The sequence below is a fragment of the Winogradskyella ouciana genome, from assembly GCF_009709615.1.
In the GTDB taxonomy this organism is placed as follows: Bacteria; Bacteroidota; Bacteroidia; order Flavobacteriales; family Flavobacteriaceae; genus Winogradskyella; species Winogradskyella ouciana.
The window spans coordinates 1-281 of sequence record NZ_WJYA01000056.1 but is presented as its reverse complement, the minus strand read 5'-3'; the positions used below and the strand labels follow the sequence as shown (position 1 = coordinate 281).

Sequence of the window (281 nt, the reverse complement as noted above, 5' to 3'; positions counted from 1 at the left end):
GAAGCCTCGTTTTGCGAAAGCTTAGACAAAAGTTGTTTCAAATCTACTCCAGATTTTGCCTGAAATTCCAGAGCGGGTCCAGCTACCTTCCCCAACAGCTGTTCAACCGCTAGTGCCGTTTCTTCGACTTGACCATTCAACTCTTCGCTTCCTTGTTGACTGGCGGCAAGCAGTTGAGCGATCAGCGCCATCAGTTCATCCAGCAATTTCTGGTCGTCTTCTGACAAGCCTTCTGGAGCCGCAACGGCGCCTTTGGAATCGAGCATCGCTTCAAAAGATTG

General features: G+C 49.8%; 1 protein-coding gene. It reads right to left on the bottom strand.

The window, feature by feature from the left end; genetic code table 11:
• A partial coding sequence (locus F1003_RS18575) for a hypothetical protein (protein WP_202913910.1) occupies positions 1–281 on the bottom strand: 281 nt, incomplete at both ends.